Source organism: Agromyces albus (assembly GCF_030815405.1).
Classification (GTDB): Bacteria; Actinomycetota; Actinomycetes; order Actinomycetales; family Microbacteriaceae; genus Agromyces; species Agromyces albus_A.
This window is the reverse complement of record NZ_JAUSWX010000001.1, coordinates 3,309,829-3,324,423: the sequence shown is the minus strand read 5'-3', so window position 1 is coordinate 3,324,423 and position 14,595 is coordinate 3,309,829. Positions and strand designations below refer to the sequence as shown.

Annotated in this window: 17 protein-coding genes; 7 read left to right on the top strand and 10 right to left on the bottom strand. The window is 70.2% G+C overall.

Features of this window, described 5'->3' with window-relative positions; translation table 11 throughout:
• Nucleotides 1-3: 3 nt before the first annotated feature.
• Nucleotides 4-615: a zinc-binding alcohol dehydrogenase gene (locus QFZ29_RS15705; protein WP_306894976.1), complete on the bottom strand. Its 612-nt coding sequence runs from the start codon at nucleotides 613-615 to the stop codon at nucleotides 4-6.
• 69 nt (nucleotides 616-684) lie between these two features.
• Between QFZ29_RS15705 and purM the strand changes: the two genes are divergently transcribed.
• Nucleotides 685-1,791 (top strand): phosphoribosylformylglycinamidine cyclo-ligase, encoded by a 1,107-nt coding sequence (gene purM, locus QFZ29_RS15700; RefSeq protein WP_306894975.1) that lies wholly within the window; start codon nucleotides 685-687, stop codon nucleotides 1,789-1,791.
• 4 nt (nucleotides 1,792-1,795) lie between these two features.
• On the top strand, nucleotides 1,796-2,554 hold the full coding sequence (locus QFZ29_RS15695; RefSeq protein ID WP_306894974.1) for an LLM class flavin-dependent oxidoreductase: 759 nt from the start codon (nucleotides 1,796-1,798) through the stop codon (nucleotides 2,552-2,554).
• 112 nt (nucleotides 2,555-2,666) lie between these two features.
• Here QFZ29_RS15695 and QFZ29_RS15690 read toward each other — a convergent pair whose 3' ends face one another.
• On the bottom strand, nucleotides 2,667-2,867 hold the full coding sequence (locus QFZ29_RS15690; protein WP_129521360.1) for a DUF3073 domain-containing protein: 201 nt from the start codon (nucleotides 2,865-2,867) through the stop codon (nucleotides 2,667-2,669).
• A gap of 227 nt (nucleotides 2,868-3,094) precedes the next feature.
• On the opposite strand from QFZ29_RS15690, the gene QFZ29_RS15685 reads away from it, so the two are divergent.
• Nucleotides 3,095-4,267 carry an NAD(P)-binding domain-containing protein gene (locus tag QFZ29_RS15685; RefSeq protein ID WP_306894973.1) on the top strand — a complete coding sequence of 391 codons (1,173 nt, stop codon included), beginning with the start codon at nucleotides 3,095-3,097 and terminating at the stop codon, nucleotides 4,265-4,267.
• Between the two features lie 12 nt (nucleotides 4,268-4,279).
• Here the strand turns inward: QFZ29_RS15685 and QFZ29_RS15680 are convergent, their stop codons facing one another.
• Both QFZ29_RS15680 and QFZ29_RS15675 read right to left on the bottom strand, forming a co-directional pair.
• A complete protein-coding gene (locus tag QFZ29_RS15680) occupies nucleotides 4,280-4,480 on the bottom strand; it encodes a hypothetical protein (protein WP_306894972.1) in 201 nt (66 codons plus the stop codon).
• A 9-nt stretch (nucleotides 4,481-4,489) separates the two neighbouring features.
• Entirely contained in the window at nucleotides 4,490-6,598 is a 2,109-nt protein-coding gene (locus tag QFZ29_RS15675; protein WP_306894971.1) for an APC family permease, read from the bottom strand.
• 109 nt (nucleotides 6,599-6,707) lie between these two features.
• On the opposite strand from QFZ29_RS15675, the gene QFZ29_RS15670 reads away from it, so the two are divergent.
• Nucleotides 6,708-7,325 carry a hypothetical protein gene (locus QFZ29_RS15670; RefSeq protein WP_306894970.1) on the top strand — a complete coding sequence of 206 codons (618 nt, stop codon included), beginning with the start codon at nucleotides 6,708-6,710 and terminating at the stop codon, nucleotides 7,323-7,325.
• A gap of 130 nt (nucleotides 7,326-7,455) precedes the next feature.
• Nucleotides 7,456-8,127: a copper resistance CopC family protein gene (locus tag QFZ29_RS15665; RefSeq protein WP_306894969.1), complete on the top strand. Its 672-nt coding sequence runs from the start codon at nucleotides 7,456-7,458 to the stop codon at nucleotides 8,125-8,127.
• Nucleotides 8,128-8,177: 50 nt separating this feature from the next.
• Here the strand turns inward: QFZ29_RS15665 and crcB are convergent, their stop codons facing one another.
• The 5 genes from crcB to QFZ29_RS15640 all read right to left on the bottom strand — a co-directional run bounded on the left by crcB (nucleotide 8,178) and on the right by QFZ29_RS15640 (nucleotide 11,059).
• Nucleotides 8,178-8,546, bottom strand: coding sequence for a fluoride efflux transporter CrcB (crcB, locus tag QFZ29_RS15660; protein WP_306894968.1), 369 nt, complete (start codon nucleotides 8,544-8,546; stop codon nucleotides 8,178-8,180).
• Nucleotides 8,543-8,962, bottom strand: coding sequence for a fluoride efflux transporter FluC (locus tag QFZ29_RS15655; protein ID WP_306894967.1), 420 nt, complete (start codon nucleotides 8,960-8,962; stop codon nucleotides 8,543-8,545). Before QFZ29_RS15655 ends, crcB begins: the two co-directional genes overlap by 4 nt.
• 30 nt (nucleotides 8,963-8,992) lie before the next feature.
• A complete protein-coding gene (locus tag QFZ29_RS15650) occupies nucleotides 8,993-9,508 on the bottom strand; it encodes a GNAT family N-acetyltransferase (RefSeq protein WP_306894966.1) in 516 nt (171 codons plus the stop codon).
• A gap of 76 nt (nucleotides 9,509-9,584) precedes the next feature.
• Nucleotides 9,585-10,199, bottom strand: coding sequence for a PadR family transcriptional regulator (locus tag QFZ29_RS15645; protein WP_306894965.1), 615 nt, complete (start codon nucleotides 10,197-10,199; stop codon nucleotides 9,585-9,587).
• Nucleotides 10,196-11,059, bottom strand: coding sequence for a DUF4097 family beta strand repeat-containing protein (locus QFZ29_RS15640; RefSeq protein WP_306894964.1), 864 nt, complete (start codon nucleotides 11,057-11,059; stop codon nucleotides 10,196-10,198). The genes QFZ29_RS15645 and QFZ29_RS15640 overlap by 4 nt, the downstream gene beginning before the upstream one ends.
• Nucleotides 11,060-11,389: 330 nt before the next feature.
• On the opposite strand from QFZ29_RS15640, the gene QFZ29_RS15635 reads away from it, so the two are divergent.
• The gene (locus tag QFZ29_RS15635) at nucleotides 11,390-12,151 is read left to right on the top strand and encodes a MerR family transcriptional regulator (RefSeq protein WP_306894963.1); all 762 of its coding nucleotides are present in this window, start codon (nucleotides 11,390-11,392) and stop codon (nucleotides 12,149-12,151) included.
• Between the two features lie 231 nt (nucleotides 12,152-12,382).
• Here QFZ29_RS15635 and yczE read toward each other — a convergent pair whose 3' ends face one another.
• Nucleotides 12,383-13,081, bottom strand: coding sequence for a membrane protein YczE (gene yczE, locus QFZ29_RS15630; RefSeq protein WP_306894962.1), 699 nt, complete (start codon nucleotides 13,079-13,081; stop codon nucleotides 12,383-12,385).
• Nucleotides 13,082-13,143: 62 nt separating this feature from the next.
• Between yczE and yczR the strand changes: the two genes are divergently transcribed.
• Nucleotides 13,144-14,583, top strand: a complete 1,440-nt coding sequence (yczR, locus tag QFZ29_RS15625; protein WP_306894961.1) for a MocR-like transcription factor YczR — start codon at nucleotides 13,144-13,146, stop codon at nucleotides 14,581-14,583.
• Nucleotides 14,584-14,595 lie beyond the last annotated feature (12 nt).

The following is a 14,595-nucleotide window of genomic DNA, read 5'->3' as shown; positions in this document are numbered from 1 at the left end:
CTGTCACGCGAGTTCGGCGATGATCGGGTGGATCGCGTCGTCGAACGCCGAGGCATCCGACCGCAGGGCATCGGTGACGGCTACCGTCATCGCGCCGATCCACCACACGCCCGTGGTCGTGAACGGGATCACCTCGACGTTCAGCTCGAAGGAATGCGCGCGCCGGCCGACCTCGCGCTCGTGCTCGGCGATCGTGCCCGCATAGGCCCGGTAGGAGTCGCCGCGTCGCGCTGCCGACGCCGTGCGATAGCCCTGGTGCGCCCATTCAGCCCACGCGCGCGCCGCCTCGGCATGCGGCACGATGGCCTGGGCGAGCACCTCGGCGCCCGAGACGGGCAGTGCGACATCGGTGCCGTAGGCGTCGACGAGTTCGAGGGGGACGATCGACGGATGCGCCTCGGGCTCGACGGTCATCGCCCACCAGGCCCGCCACTGCCGCTCGAGCAGATCCTGCTGGTCGACCTCGAGTCGGGTGCCCACCGCGCCGACGTCGCGGAGCCGCGGCAACTCGACGGGAGACGCGATCGCGAGCACCTCGCGAAGATAGAGCGCAAGAAGAACCGAGCGACTCGCGTTCTCGCGAATCACCCACGACGGCGTGCCACCCGCCTGCATGACTCAAGTTTAGTCCTGCGCATGCCCCGCTGACCCGGGCGACGCGCGGTGCCCGGGTACGCTTGACAGGTGACCTCGAACTCGTCCTACGCCGCTGCCGGAGTCGACACCCATGCAGGCGACCTCGCCGTCGAGCTCATGAAGGAGGCGGTGGCCAAGACGCACGGCCCGAACGTGCTCGGCGGCGTCGGCGGTTTCGCCGGCCTGTTCGACGTCTCGTTCCTCAAGGACTACGCGCGTCCGCTGCTCGCGACCTCCACCGACGGCGTCGGCACGAAGATCGCGATCGCCCAGGCGATCGACAAGCACGACACGATCGGCCAAGACCTCGTTGGCATGGTCGTCGACGACATCGTGGTCGTGGGCGCGAAGCCGCTCTTCATGACCGACTACATCGCGTGCGGCAAGGTGGTGCCCGAGCGCATCGCCACGATCGTCGCCGGCATCGCGCGGGCGTGCGCCGACACCGGCACCGCGCTCGTCGGCGGGGAGACCGCCGAGCACCCCGGCCTCATGGGCGTCGACGACTACGACGTCGCCGGCGCGGCGGTCGGCGTCGTCGAGGCCGACCGGCTCCTCGGCGCCAAGCGGGTGGCCGCGGGCGACACGGTCATCGCGATCGCCTCGAGCGGCTTGCACTCCAACGGGTTCTCGCTCGTGCGACGCATCCTCCAGCAGGGCGGCATCGACTTCGCCGACACCGCGGCAGACCTCGGCACCACGTGGGGTGAAGCGCTCCTCGAACCCACCCGGCTCTACACGCGCCCGCTCGTGCGCCTGCTCGGGCACGGGCGGCTCGGCACGGCCGTGCACTCCCTCTCGCACGTGACGGGCGGCGGCATCGCCGCGAACCTCGCGCGCGTGCTGCCGCGCGGCTCGTGGGTCGAGCTCGACCGGTCGACGTGGTCGCCGGCTCCGGTGTTCCGGGTGCTCAGCGACCTCGCCGGCACGTCGCTCGAGAGCGCCGAGGGCACGTGGAACCTCGGCATCGGCTTCTTCGCGGTCGTGGCGAGGGATGCCACAGCCGACGTGATCGCCGAGCTCGGCGCACTCGGGCTGCCGTCCTGGCAGGTCGGCACCGTCTCGATCGGCGATCGCGACCTCGCGGGCTTCGAACAGGGGGCGAAGGGCGTCGACGGCGGAGCGGTTCGGCTCGTCGGGTCCTACGCCGACTGATCGAATGCGCGCGGCGCTCTCCATCGGGCTCTCGGGAGCGACCGATGCCCGCGCCATCCGCGCCCTCGCCCCGCGCATCGAACGGCTCGGCTTCTCGGGCCTCTGGCTCAACGACGTGCCGAATGGCGATTCGCTCGCGGGCCTGCGCGTCGCGGCATCCGTCACCGCCACCCTGCGCCTCGCGACCGGGGTGATCCCGCTCGATCGGCGACCGGCCGAGGGCCTCGACCTCGGCGGCCTCCCAGCGGAGCACACGACGTTCGGCATCGGGTCGGGTGCTGCGCAGCATCCGCTCGGCCTCGTCGAACGCGGCATCGCGACCCTCCGGCGAACGACCGAGGGGGCGATCGTCGTCGGCGCGCTCGGCCCGCGGATGCGTCGACTCGCCGCCGAGCGCGCCGATGGCGTGCTGCTCAACTGGCTCACTCCTGACGCCGCCGCCCGAGCGCACTCGGAGCTCCGTGCCGCGGCCGGCGACCGCCCGGTGCGCAGCGTGCTCTACGTGCGCACGATCACCGATGAGGGCGCGCGCTCGGCGCTGAAGCGCGAGGCCGACCGTTATGCGTCGGTGCCGTCGTACGCGGCCAACTTCGAACGGCTCGGCATCAGCGCGATCGACGCGACGATGGACGGCCGTTCAGACCTGGGCGCCTTCGACGTCGTCGACGAGATCGTGCTTCGCGCCGTGACCGCGACCGGCTCGCTCAGCGAGCTCGAGCGCTTCGTCGAGGATGCGGCAGGCTGGCGGGTGGGGGCCAGATGATCGCGACGTCGACGCAGAGCGCGCGCCGTCATGAGCGCGCGCCGTCATGAGCGCCACGCTGTCATGAGCACCACAGCGGGGAGGGATGCCGGGGCCGATCGGCGGCGAGGGGCTACGCGCGCCGTTCGTCGCCAGCGAGGAAGGTGTCGCCGTCGTCGGTGTAATCCGACCACTTCGCGACTTCTTCCTCGTATTCGTCATGTACTGAGCCGGTGAGCTCTCGCTCAAGCGCGTTGTAGTCGGTGTTGGGGCTGAAGTACTTCAGCTCCCGAGCGACCTTGGTGTGCTTGGCTTTCTGACGGCCGCGCCCCATGCGTGACCCCCTTACGACTTCAGGCCGGGTGGGATGGTTTCTTCACCCGGCGCGCATCTGATAATGAATAATCCTGTGGTCAGTTTAGCACCGCCATCCGACCCCAAGCGGTGCCCCCCACAAGCCATGGCGTACGCTCTCCGCAGGCCCTGACGCGCGATCCGGCGCAGGTCGGGCCGACGTGCGTACTGCGCGTATACAGCAACCCGTGTTGAGATTGTCAGGTGATGCAGAGTCCCGAGCGCGTGAAGGTCGTGGTGATCGGCGCCGGGCAGGCCGGCCTGTCGGTCGCCTACTATCTGCGCCGCTTCGAACTCGTCGCCGAGCAGGACTTCGTGATGCTCGATCGGGCACCCGGAGCGGGCGGCGCGTGGCAGCATCGCTGGTCGTCGCTGCGGCTCGGCACCGCCCATCGGGTCAACGACCTGCCCGGAATGGCCGAGATCGGCTTGAGCTTCGACACCGCCGACCGGAACCTTCCCGCGAAAGAGGTCGTCGCCGACTACTACGGCAGGTTCGAGGAGCACTTCGACTTGCGCGTGCGTCGCCCGATGAACGTACGGTCGGTTTCCAACCAGGGCGTCGACCTCCTCGTCAGCTTCGAGGACCTCACGCCGCAGCCGCTCGAGGAGCAGAAGGCGCGCGGGCTGTTCGGCCGTCGGCGCAAGACCTTCGAGGCTGCTCCGGCCCCCGCCGTGCCGCGATTCGAGCTGCAGACCCAGTTCCTCGTGAACGCGACCGGCACGTGGGGTTCGCCGTTCGTGCCCTACTACCCGGGCATGGCCGACTTCCAGGGCCGGCACGTGCACACCTCCGACTACACCGAAGCCGCCGACTTCCGCGACAAGCACGTCGTCGTGGTCGGCGGCGGCACCTCGGCGATCGGCTTCATGCTCGAACTCGAGGACGTCGCGGCCGGACTCACGTGGGTCTCCCGCCGCCCGATCGACTGGCTCGATCGTCAGGAGCTCGATCTCGAGGGCGCATCGGCCGCGGTCGCACGGCAAGACGAGGCGGCCCGATCTGGTCGTGCTCTGCCGAGCATCGTGAGCGGCACGGGAGTGCCGAGGAGCCGTCGCATCGCCGCGGGCATCGAGCGCGGCCTGCTCGTGGCGCGGCCGATGTTCGACCGCATCGAGGCAGACCGGGTGGTCTGGGACGGCGACGAGGGCGGCTTGGCACGAGCCGATGTCATCATCTGGGCCACGGGCTTCCGCCCCGACCTCCGGCACCTCTCGCCGCTCAAGCTGCGCGAGAAGACCGGCGGCGTCACCGTCGGGCAGGGCGCGGCCTGGAACGATCCGCGCATCTTCCTCGCGGGCTACGGCCCACAGGCGTCGACGATCGGCGCGAACCGCGCGGGCCGCATGATCGCCCGCCAGATCATGGCGATGATCTAGCGAGCGGATGCCTCAGTCCGAGGCCCCATCGCCCTCGCGGCCGCTCGCGTACTTGTAGTGGTAGGCGCCGAACCCGACGATCGACGAGCCCCACATGCGGGCCGGCTCACCGGTGGCCCGCTCCATGAGGGCGAGCAGCGTCTCGGCGTCGCGGCGCCGCACGGGATGCGTCACCCCGTCGAGGAACGTTCGCACCGCGGCATCCGTTGCCATGGGCCGATCCTAGCGCCCGCGCTTCTGGCCGTTCGGGGAGATCGGGCGCCGGGGCACCGGACGAACCGGCTCGCCGCGGCGGTCCTGGCCGGGCAACGGGCGCGAGCGACGGCCGTAGATGAGGTCGGAGGAGTCGAGCAGCCACGGCACGAGCGAGACCGTGACGCCGTGCACGAGCAGGAGCTTCTGGCGAATGCGGCGTGCCTTGTGGTTGTGCAACAGCGACTCCCACCAGTGCCCCACGATGTACTGCGGCATGTAGACCGTGACGACCTCGCTGCCGTGTTCCTCGCGGCGCGACTTGATGTACTGGATGAGCGGGTAGCTGAGGTCGCGATACGGCGAGTTCAGGATGCGCAGCTTCACGTGGATGTTCTGCTTCACCCAGTCCTTCTTCAGTCGCTTCGTCTCCTCTTCGTAAAGCGAGACGTGCACCGCCTCGAGCGAGTCATGACGGGCCGCGATCGCGTAGTCGAGCGCCTTCAGGGTGGGCTTCTGCATGCGGCCCACGAGCACGATGGCATGATCGCCGGCCGAGCCGAAGGTCGTGGTGGGGTCGACCTCGATCTCCTTCTCGACGTCGCGGTAGTAGCGGTGCACGCCGAGCATGAGCGTGAAGAGGATCGGCATCATCACGAAGACGATCCAGGCGCCGTGCGTGAACTTCGTGACCGTCACCACGATGAGCACGATCGCGGTCATCGCCGCGCCGATCGCGTTGATCGCGAGTGCGCGCCAGATGGCGCCGCGCGTGATGGGCGCACTCCGGTCGTCGGCGTCACCCCTCGACGACCGCGGCGACTTCGGCGACTTCGGCTTTCGGGGCGATCGCAGTTCGCGCAGCCAGTGCCGCACCATGCCGGTCTGGCCGAGGGTGAACGAGACGAACACGCCGATGATGTAGAGCTGGATCAGCACCGTGAGGTTCGCCTGGAAGACCACGAGGATCACGGATGCCGCGAGCGCGAGGATGAGCACGCCGTTCGAGTAGATCAGGCGGTCGCCGCGCGTCGAGAGCGACTTCGGGGCGTACCCGTCTTGCGCGAGCACCGAGCCGAGCAGGGGGAATCCGTTGAACGCGGTGTTCGCAGCGAGGAGGAGTACGAGCGCCGTCGCCGCCTGGACGAGGTAGAAGAACACCGTGTCGTCGCCGAACGTCGCCGACGCCACTTGTGCGATGAGGCTGCGTTGCGGCTCGGTGGCGCACTCGGCCCATCCGATCAGGTGGCACGGATCCTCGGCGTAGTGCACCTGGGAGATGAGCGCGAGCGCGGTGAGCCCGGCGAAGAGCACGATCGCGATGCCGCCCATGAGCACGAGGGTCGTCTGGGCGTTCCGGATCTTCGGCTGCCGGAACGCCGGCACGCCGTTCGAGATCGCCTCCACGCCCGTGAGTGCGGAGCATCCGCTCGCGAAGGAACGCAGCAGCAGCAGGATGATGCCGGCTTGCGTGAGCGACTCGGACTCCACCACGAAGCCGGCCGACTCTGAGATCGGCGCATCGCCGAGGAAGGTGCGCGTGAGGCCCACGACGATCATCACGAAGACGCTGGCGATGAAGAGGTACGTCGGTATGGCGAAGGCGCGGCTCGACTCGCTCACGCCGCGGAGGTTCACGGCCGCGAGGATGATCACGAAGAGCACTGCGAGCTCGACGCGGAACGGGTTCAGCTCGGGGATCGCCGAGATGATGTTGTCGACGCCCGAGGCGACCGAGACGACGACCGTCATGACGTAGTCGACCAGGAGGGAAGATGCCACGACGAGGCCGGCCTTCTCGCCGAGGTTGCGGTGCGCCACCTCGTAGTCGCCGCCACCCGACGGATAGGCGCGGATGAGCTGCCGGTACGACGCCACCACGGTCACGAGCAGCACGATCACCGCCACGGCCACCCACGGCGCGAAGCTCAGGAAGGCGAGGCCGCCGACCATGAGGATCATGAGCAGCTCCTGCGGCGCGTAGGCCACGGAGGAGAGCGGGTCGCTCGCGAAGATCGGCAGGGCCAGGTGCTTGGGCAGCAACTGCCCCTCGAGCTTCTCGGTCGGCAGCGGGTCGCCGATGATCCAATGCTTCGGCGACTTGAGTTCAGCTGGAGGGGCTTCCGCCTCGTCTGTCACGGCGGACGACACTACTCCTGTTGCGCCGGGAGTCAAGTCGGCCGGTCAGGGACGGATTCCGCGATTGCTAGAGTTGAGCCGATTTCCGAACTCACTCCGGGGGCCTGACGTGAACCGTGCGACGCAGCTCGCGCGTGGCGCTGCCACCGCGTCGGTCGCCCTCTTCCTCGCGGCACTCTCGCACGGCGTCGCCGGCCGGGAGGCACCCGGGGGCGTCGGGCTCGCGCTCGCCGCGATGGTGGCGCTCGCGGCATCCGTCGCCTTCGTCGGTCGCCGTTCGACGCCCGTGCGCACCGCGCTCGCCGTGGTCGCGAGCCAGGCTGCGTTCCATGTGCTCTTCGGGGTGGGAGCCGGCGGCGGCGCCCGGCTCGTCGTGAACGGCACGGGCCACCACCAGACCGTGACGGTGTTCGAGGGCACGGCCACCTCGCACGCGGCCCACGCGGCCCACGCGGCCCACACCGATGCGCCGATGCTCGTTGGGCACGCCATCGCCGCCGTTCTCACGATCGTCTACCTGCTGGCCATCGAGGCGGCCGCGTGGCGTTCGCTCGCAATCGCGGTGCGGCGCTTCGCCGTGCAGCTCACGAGCGGGATCGCGCCCGTGCCCGCCCCGCTCGTCATTCCTCGCGGCGCCGCGCCGGCCGTGAATGCACGGCCGCGCGAGCGCCTCCTGCTGCCCGGGCTGCGGTACCGCGGGCCGCCGGCACTCCTCGCCTCCGCGTAATCCCGCCGCCGGTCGACCGGCGGCGACCCATCAGCCCGGATGCCTCGGCACGGCCGCGCAGTGCACACTCACCCGCGTCGCGCAGCGCCGGCGCACCACCCCGGGCACCAGGAGAGGAACTCCCGAACACATGACCAACGAACCCCCCATCTCGACCGCCGCGACCTCGATCGCGACCACCGCCGACGCCCCCGCCGACCGAGCACGCCGCCTTCGCGCGCTCGTGCTCGCCGGTGCCGCGCTCACCGCCGCAGCGCTCTTCGCCCTCGCCGACGCGGCGCCCGCTTTCGCGCACGACGAGCTCATCGGCTCGAGCCCCGAGCAGGGCGAGGTGCTCGACGCCTCGCCCGAGGCCATCGGGCTCAGCTTCTCGAACGACATCATCGAGGTCGGCACGTCCGTCGTCGTGGTCGACCACCACGGCGAGGAGATCGAGGTCGACGAGCCCGTGATCGCGGGATCCGAGGTGACCGTCGAGCTCCTCGCCGATCTCAGCGGCGACTACCAGGTGCGCTGGCGCGCCGTCTCCTCAGACGGCCACCCCATCGAGGGCACGATCGACTTCGGCGTCGGCGCCGAGGCCACCGGCGTGTGGGAGGAGCAGCCCCCGCACACCGACGAGGCCGACGAGGCCGATGGCGAGAACGGCGACGGCGGCGAGCAGGCCGATGACGCCGCGGCATCCGATGCGGGCGTCTGGCTCGTCGTCGCCATCGTCGCGGGCTCGCTCCTCGTCGCGGCGCTCGTCGCCGGCATCATCGTGTCGGAAGTGCGCCGCCGCCGCCGCCGCAACGCGGACTGAGCAGACGGTGAGCGGATGCCGCGGCCGCCCGCTGCGGCATCCGCTCACCCTCAGCGGAAGGCGAGGTACATGCCCGCGGCCGCCGCGATGCCGAGGGAGAGCGTCACGACGACGTTGAGGATCGCGGCGCGCCACCGCCCGCCGTCGAACAGCTCGATCGTCTCGACGCTCCACGTGCTGAACGTCGTGAGTCCGCCGCAGAAGCCCGTGACGAGCACGAGGCGCACGTCGGCGTCGAGGGCGGCGCGCTCGGCCACGCCGATGAGCGCACCGGCGAGCGCCGACCCCAACACGTTGACGATGAGGATGCCGCCGGGCAAGTGACCCGGCCGCACCGGAAAGGCCCGGGAGAGCGCGTATCGGAGCACTGCGCCCACCGCGCCCGCGCCGAGCACCGCGGCCACGACGAGCGGGGTCACAGCGTCTCTCCGGCGTCGGTGACCTCGGTGGGCATCGGCCGGTGCGCGATGATCGAGCCGATGCGCAGCCCCGCCGCCGCGAGCGCAAGGCCGCCGACGACCGAGACGAACAGGTAGAGCACGCCGAGCCACAGCTCGCCCGCGCCCGTGAGTGCGATGAGCGAGACCATCACCGCCGAGAGGGTCGTGAACGAGCCGATCAGGCCGGGGCCGAGGCCGGCCTTCAGCCACGTGGGCGTGCCGGGCCGGGTCCAGAGTCCACCGACGAGCCATCCGAGCGCGAAGGAGCCGAACAGGTTCACGACGAAGGTCTCGACGGACAGCTCGCCGTCGGCGTGCGGGAACGCGAGATCGAAGCCGAGCCTGAGCCCGGTGCCGATGAGACCGCCGACGGCGACGGCGAGATAGGCGCGCACTCCTCGAGACTAGGCCAGGGGGCGATGAGGTTAGGCCAGGGGGCGATCTGCCAGCTCGACGACCCAGTCGTTCGTGTGCAGGATCAGGCCCGGCGTGATCTCGAAGTCGCGCTCGCCGAGCAGGGTGAAGCCGGCCTTGCGGCAGACGGCGTTCGACGCCGGGTTGTCGACGCGCGGGTAGGCGTGCACGGGGAGCGTCTCGCCGGCGGCCCGCGCGGTGTCGAGCATGGCGAGCACCGCGGCGGGAGCGATGCCGCGGCCGCGATACTCGGCCTCGACCGACCAGCCGGCCTCGAGCGCCGGAACGCCCTCTTCATCGCGACGCCAGTAGCCGATGGTGCCGACGCCCTCGGGATGCCCCGGGATCACGATGCGGAACTGGAACCCCGTGCCCTCGCGCCACATGCGCAGGTACCGCTCGTGGCGCGCTCGCACCTGCTCGTCGTTCTCTGGACCGCCGAGCTGGTCCATGAGTTCGTGGGTGTTGCTGCGGCGCAGCAGGTCGAGGTCGCCGTCCGACCATGGCAGGAGGGTGACGTCGGGCATGCGCCCATGAAAGCACGATGCACCGACATGCGCACGCGGCATCCGTCGATCACAACGGATGCCGCGTGCACCGGGTTCAGCGCTCGGCGAGCGTCGCGAGCACGTCGGCCCGCACTTGCGCGAGCCGTGCCTTCAGCAGGGTCACCGATTCAGAGCTCACTCGGCCGCGATGCGCGTGCGTGCGCAGGTCGGTGCGGAGCTGCTGGCGGAACTCGTTGATCGCCAGCTCGGCCTCGTGCAGGGCCCGATTCGATTCGGAGCTGAGGTTCATGGTCGCGTTCGTCGCCGTCTTCGCGGCGCGCTTGGCCTCACGGGCAGCGCTCGCGAGTTCGGCACGCATCGAGCGCATGGCCTCGTCGACCTCGGCTCGCACGCCGTCGGCGAGGCGGCGCACCGAGTCGGTGACCTCGTCTTCGATGGCGTCGAGCTCGTGCCGGCGCGCCTCGAGCTCTGCGCGACCGGCATCCGTGATCTCGTAGACCGTCTTGCGGCCGTCGGCGGACTTCGTGACGAGCCCCTCCTCCTCGAGCTTCGAGAGGCGGGGGTAGATCGTGCCGGCGCTCGGGCTGTACGTGCCGCCAAAGCGATCGGAGAGCGCCTGGATGAGCTCGTAGCCGTGCCTCGGCTGCTCGTCGAGGAGGGCGAGGAGGTAGAGCCTGAGACTCCCGTGGGCGAAGACTGGCGGGGTCATTCGGATGCCTCGCCGTTCGCCGATCCCGCGCCGCCGGTCGTGCCCGTGCTCGCCGGGGCCTCACGGCGCATGACCGAGATGTTGCCCGAGACGCTGTTGGCGCCGAGGTCGAGCCACGTGCCCGCGAGCTCGCCGACGACGCGCTCGAATCCCTTGCCGAACATGCCCTTCACCGACATGTCGTCGAGCAGCACCGTGCCGCCAACGGTGTTGATGCGGTAGCGCGCGCCAGATCCGGCGGCGAAGCGGACGGTGAGGTCGCCCGCGACCGTGTTCGTGTCGATGCGGTCGGGGGTGCCGCGGGTATCGACGATCATGTTGCCCGACACCGTGTCGGCGTTGAAGGTCGTGATGTCGCCCGTCGCGACGATGTCGCCCGAGACGCTGTGCGCCGTGATGCGGCCGACGTGGTTGCCGGCCGAGAGCTCGCCGCTGACGCTCGAGAGCTCGACGTCGCCCTCGTGGTTGTCGAGCACGAAGTCGCCGGAGACGGTGCTGAACCTGCCGTCGCCCGTGAATCCAGAGACGAGGCCGTCGCCCGACACCACGCCGAGCTTCATCGCGATGTTGCGCGGGGCGAGGATCGAGACCTCGGCCTTCGCGCTGCCGACGAAGCCCTTGAAGGCCTCGATGAAGTTGTCCCAGCGCAACTGCGGGTGGTCGATCTCGAGCGTGTCGCCGTCGATCTGCACCATGAGCTCCTTGCCCGTGACGTTCGAGATCTCGACTCGCACGCCCGGCTCATCGTGGGCGATCACGTCGACCTTGCCGCCGATGAGGCTCACCTTCAGCTTGCGTACGAGCTCGAGGTCGATGACCCGTGCTTCGCCGGGGGCGATGACCCATTTCTCGATGGCCATGTTGCGTTCTCCTTCGTTGGTGAGGGAAGCGGATGCCGCGGCATCCGTGCCCTGAAAACCTGTATCGCGATATATCGCGTCTTCCTTTCGAAACACGATATATCGCGTCTTGGACCAGTGCAAGTCCGTCCTGCGTGCAGAACTCGGATGCGGACGGCGACTCGCCGCGCCGACGGCGGCTGAATACGGCGTGTTGCCTGCGAATCCGGAATTGCGTCCCGCGAAGGCGGACTGCGACGAGGTTCGACCGCTTGACATTGACGTGACGTCAACTTCTAATGTTGCTCGGGTGGGGCGCATCGCCTCGGAAATCTCTGAGCGGAGGACGGCGTGGACGACTGGTCGATCCAGGAGATCGCGAAGCTCGCCGGCACGACGAGCCGCACGTTGCGGCACTACGACGACATCGGCCTGCTGGCGCCGAGCCGCATCGGCGGCAACGGCTATCGCTACTACGACGAGCGGGCGCTCGTGCGCCTGCAGCGGATCATGCTGCTGCGCGACCTCGGCCTCGGTCTGCCCGTGATCGCCGAGGTGCTCGACCGCGAGGCGAACGCCCAACCCGCCTTGCTCGGCCACCTCGAGTGGCTGCGCAAGGAGCAGGAACGACTGGCGCGGCAGATCGCGTCGGTCGAACGCACCATCGGAGCATTGGAAGGAGGTGAACGACTCATGGCAGATCAGATGTTCGACGGCTTCGACCACACCCAGTACAAGGAGGAGGTCGAGCAGCGCTGGGGAAAAGACGCGTACGCGAAGAGCGACGCGTGGTGGCGCGGCCTGAGCGCCGACGAGAAGTCGGCGTGGCAGGAGCGCGCGACGACGCTGGGCAGCGACTGGATCGCCGCGTTCGAGCGCGGCATCGACCCCGCCGGCGACGAGGCCCAAGCGCTCGCGCGACGCCACTTCGAGTGGCTGCGCGGCATCCCGGGCACGCCCGGCGGTGGCGCTGGCGGCCCGACGAAGGAGTACTTCCTCGGCCTCGCCGACATGTACGTGGCCGACGATCGCTTCGGGGCGAACTACGGCGGCCCGGCCGGCGCCGAGTTCGTGCGCGACGCGATGACCGCCTTCGCGGAGCGCAACCTCTAGCGGGGTAGCGCGGCGCGCCGGCGGAGGGGCGCGTTCCGCCCGCCGACTCTAGGCGCCGCTCAGGTGCGCGGGCGCGCGCGGCGGTAGCCGTCGCGTGCCCAGTCGACGACCGTGGCGGCAACGCCCGCGAGTGCGAGTGCTGCAAGCAGCGACATCGTGGCGATCATGGCCGCCTCCTTTCAGGCGATGAGGATCGATGCAGAACGGAACGGCGGAGGTTCAGGCGGGCGGTCATCCCGGCGCCGGGACGACCGCTTCGGCCGCGCGAGCGCGCACGGTCGGCTTCGCGCGCGTGCCGACGCGGTCGGCCGGCATCCGGCCGGAGCGCTTCACCGCGAAGAGCGGCATCGTGTACCCGCACAGCGGCCCGATGAGCAGGGCGAAGGCGAGCGTGCCGATGCCGACGTTGCCGCCGAGCAGCCACCCGGCGGCGAGCACGGTGACCTCGATGCTGGTGCGCACGATCCAGATCCTCCAGCCGGTGACGCGGTGCAGCCCGGTCATGAGGCCGTCGCGTGGGCCGGGGCCGAAGTGCGCGCCGATGTAGAGGCCGGTCGCGACGGCGAGCAGGAGGATGCCCGCCGGCAGCAGGAGGGCTCGCACCCAGAGGTCGAGGCCGGTCGGGATGAGCCAGAGGCCGACGTCGATGGCGGGACCGACGAGGAGCGCGTTCAGGATCGTGCCGAGTCCCGGCCGCTGGCGGATCGGGATCCACAGGAGCAGCACGATCCCGCTCATGATCACGGTGATCAGCCCGAAGCTCAATCCCGTCTGCTTCATGATGCCCTGGGTGAGCACGTCCCACGGGGCGACGCCGAGCTCTCCGCGCACGATGAGCGCGATGCCGATGCCGTAGAGGAACAGACCCACGAGGAGCTGGGTGAAACGGCGGACGAGCACGGGCGCGGGGTCGGTCGGCTGGCGGAGCATGCTTCAATCCAATTGCACGATTGGCCTTCTCGTATACATCCAATTCGACTAAAGTGGCTCGTATGGGAGAAACGACACTCAGCGCCCGATCGCTCGAGATCCTGCTCGGCGACTGGCGATCCGACGGCAGTGCCTACCAGGCACTCGCCGATCGCGTGCGGCTCCTGATCCTCGATGGGCGCATCCCGGTCGCCACGCGACTCCCCGCCGAGCGAGACCTCGCCGAGCGGCTCGCACTCAGCCGCACGACCGTCACGGCGGCCTATCGCCACTTGCGCGAGCACGGGCTCGTCCAGAGCGTGCGCGGCTCCGGCAGTATCGCGCGGCTGCCCGGCGCACCCTCGATCCTCCCCGCGCCGCCCGCAGCCGACTACATCGACTTCTCGAAGGCGGCGCCGCCCGCGTTGCCCTGGCTGACGGAGGTCGCACGGCAGGCGATCGACGACCTCCCGGGCCAACTCGGCGACGCGGGCTTCGACCCGATCGGCACGCCCGCGCTGCGCGCCGTCATCGCCGACCGGTACACGGCGCGCGGCCTGCCGACGTCACCCGAGCAGATCATGGTCACGATCGGCGCGCAGCACGCGATCGCGTTGCTCTCTCGTGCCGTCATCAGCCGCGGCGACCGGGCGATCATCGAGGCGCCCACGTATCCGCACGCGTACGAGGCGCTCCGCACCGCCGGCGCCCGCCTCGTGCCCGTCGCGGTCGCCCCGCACGACGCGGGTCCGTTCGGCGAGGGCGACGAGACCGAGGCGCTCGAGCAGGCCATCCGGCACAGCAACCCCTCGGCCGCCTACCTGATGCCCGACTTCCAGAACCCGACCGGGCGGTCGATGAGCATCGACCTGCGTGAGCGCGTCGTCGACGCGGCGGCCAGGCAGGGCACCGTGCTGATCGCCGACGAGACGACGGGCGAGCTCGACATCGACCGCGCCGAGTTGTACCTGCCGCTCGCCGCGTACGGCCCCGCCGTCATGGTGGGCTCGGTCGGCAAGACCGTGTGGGGCGGCGTGCGCGTCGGCTGGATCCGCGCCGACCGGCCGCTCATCAGCCGCCTCCTCGCGGTGCGCTCGCCGGGAGACCTCGGCACGCCCATCATCGAGCAGCTGCTCGTCACCCGGCTCCTCGAGGAGCACATGGACGACATCCTCGAGTTGCGGCGCGAGCAGCTCCGATCCGGTCGCGACCGGCTCGAGGCGCTGCTCGCCGAGGCCTTCCCCGAGTGGCACGTGCCGCATGTCGACGGCGGCATCGTGACGTGGATCGGGCTCGGCGCGCCCGTCAGTTCGCAGCTCGCGCTCGCCGCGCGCACTCACGGGCTCATCATCGCCGCGGGCCCGCGCTTCGGTGTCGACGGCGCCTTCGAGCGGTTCCTGCGCCTGCCGATCTGCTCTCCGGCCGAGGCGACGGATGCCGCGGTGCACGCCCTGTCACGAGCCTGGCGTTCGCTCTCGACCACGCCGGTTCCCGAACCGAGCCTGCTCGCCTCGGTCATCTGAGCCGCGGCATCC

Bases quoted from the DNA above. Each gene is read 5' to 3' on its own strand.
- QFZ29_RS15705 (WP_306894976.1), bottom strand. From the start codon at position 615: ATGCAGGCGGGTGGCACGCCGTCGTGGGTGATTCGCGAGAACGCGAGT.
- QFZ29_RS15695 (WP_306894974.1), top strand. From the start codon at position 1,796: ATGCGCGCGGCGCTCTCCATCGGGCTCTCGGGAGCGACCGATGCCCGC.
- QFZ29_RS15690 (WP_129521360.1), bottom strand. From the start codon at position 2,867: ATGGGGCGCGGCCGTCAGAAAGCCAAGCACACCAAGGTCGCTCGGGAG.
- QFZ29_RS15685 (WP_306894973.1), top strand. From the start codon at position 3,095: ATGCAGAGTCCCGAGCGCGTGAAGGTCGTGGTGATCGGCGCCGGGCAG.
- QFZ29_RS15680 (WP_306894972.1), bottom strand. From the start codon at position 4,480: ATGGCAACGGATGCCGCGGTGCGAACGTTCCTCGACGGGGTGACGCAT.
- QFZ29_RS15665 (WP_306894969.1), top strand. From the start codon at position 7,456: ATGACCAACGAACCCCCCATCTCGACCGCCGCGACCTCGATCGCGACC.
- QFZ29_RS15650 (WP_306894966.1), bottom strand. From the start codon at position 9,508: ATGCCCGACGTCACCCTCCTGCCATGGTCGGACGGCGACCTCGACCTG.
- QFZ29_RS15645 (WP_306894965.1), bottom strand. From the start codon at position 10,199: ATGACCCCGCCAGTCTTCGCCCACGGGAGTCTCAGGCTCTACCTCCTC.
- QFZ29_RS15640 (WP_306894964.1), bottom strand. From the start codon at position 11,059: ATGGCCATCGAGAAATGGGTCATCGCCCCCGGCGAAGCACGGGTCATC.
- yczE (WP_306894962.1), bottom strand. From the start codon at position 13,081: ATGCTCCGCCAGCCGACCGACCCCGCGCCCGTGCTCGTCCGCCGTTTC.
- yczR (WP_306894961.1), top strand. From the start codon at position 13,144: ATGGGAGAAACGACACTCAGCGCCCGATCGCTCGAGATCCTGCTCGGC.